This is a genomic window from Streptosporangium sp. NPDC006013 (assembly GCF_040614275.1).
In the GTDB taxonomy this organism is placed as follows: Bacteria; Actinomycetota; Actinomycetes; order Streptosporangiales; family Streptosporangiaceae; genus Streptosporangium.
The window spans coordinates 1-1,389 of record NZ_JBEXUE010000938.1 but is presented as its reverse complement, the minus strand read 5'-3'; the positions used below and the strand labels follow the sequence as shown (position 1 = coordinate 1,389).

Below are 1,389 nucleotides of genomic sequence, written 5' to 3'. Positions count from 1 at the left end.
GGGTGTGTCCAGTTAACGGTGTAACTCGGTTTTGAAATTTCTCTATCGAGAACTCGGGGACAGACGACCTTCGAAGGTGATCGCGAAGGCGTTCAACGCGGCCTTCCACCGCGTGACCCAGCGTTTGCGGCCCTGCCCCGTTGGATCCAGACTCATGATCGCCATATAGACGCACTTGAGCGCGGCCTGCTCGTTCGGGAAGTGCCCACGCGCCTTGACCGCCCGACGAATCCGGGCGTTCACCGACTCGATCGCGTTCGTCGAGCAGATCACCCGGCGGATCTCGGCGTCGAAGTTGAGGAAAGGCACGAACTCGGCCCAGGCGCTCTCCCACAACTTGACGATCGCCGGATACCTGCCGCCCCAGACCTCGGCGAACTCATGGAACCGCTCCAAAGCGGCGGCCTCGGTCGGCGCGGTGTAGACCGGCCGCAGCGCCTTGGCGATCGCGTCCCAGTGCTGGCGGCCGGCATACCGGAACGAGGCGCGCAGCAGATGCACCACGCAGGTCTGCACCACGGCCTGCGGCCAGACGGTCTCGACCGCCTGCGGCAGGCCCTTGAGCCCGTCACAGACCACCATCAGCGCATCGGCCACACCACGGTTCTTGATCTCGGTGAGCACGTGCAGCCAGAACTTGGCGCCCTCGCCGCCGTCACCGGCCCACAAGCCGAGGATGTCGCGCTCGCCGTCGACGGTGACCGCCAACGCCACGTATATGGGCCGGTTGGCGACCTGACCATCGCGAATCTTGACGTGGACGGCATCGATGAAGATCACCGGGTAGACCGGGTCGAGTGGCCGATTCTGCCATTCGGCCATGCCCTCCAGCACCTTGTCGGTGATGGTGGAGATGGTCTGCTTGGAGACCTCGGCGCCGTAGACCTCGGCCAGGTGCGCGGAGATCTCCCCGGTGGTCAGCCCCTTGGCGGCCAGCGAGATGACCATCTCATCGACGCCGGACAGCCGCCGCTGCCGTTTGCGCACGATCTTCGGCTCGAAACTGCCGTCGCGGTCACGCGGAACGGTGATCTCGACCGGACCCACGTCGGTGATGACCGTCTTAGACCGCGTGCCATTGCGGGAGTTGCCCGTCTGGCCGGCGGTCCGCTCGTGCTTGTCGTAGCCGAGGTGGTCGGTGATCTCGCCTTCCAGCGCCGATTCCAGCACCAGCTTGGTCAGCCGGCCCAGCAGCCCGTTCTCGCCCACCAGTTCCAAGCCCTCGGCACGGGCCTGGTCGACCAGCCGGCCGACCAGCTCGCGATCCGACGCCTCGTCTTTCCGCGTCACCGCGGCTTCCTCCAGGTCCGTATCTGCGGATGCCTGAATCACAGTACTCATCAGGTGTATCTCCTTGATCAGGAGTTACACCGAAAACCGTACAGTCCC

The 1,389-nt window shown here is 65.0% G+C and carries 1 protein-coding gene; it reads right to left on the bottom strand.

What is annotated here, in order from left to right; genetic code table 11:
- Nucleotides 1-42: 42 nt before the first annotated feature.
- On the bottom strand, nucleotides 43-1,341 hold the full coding sequence (locus tag ABZ260_RS51070) for an IS256 family transposase (RefSeq protein ID WP_355633221.1): 1,299 nt from the start codon (nucleotides 1,339-1,341) through the stop codon (nucleotides 43-45).
- Between the last annotated feature and the right edge of the window lie 48 nt (nucleotides 1,342-1,389).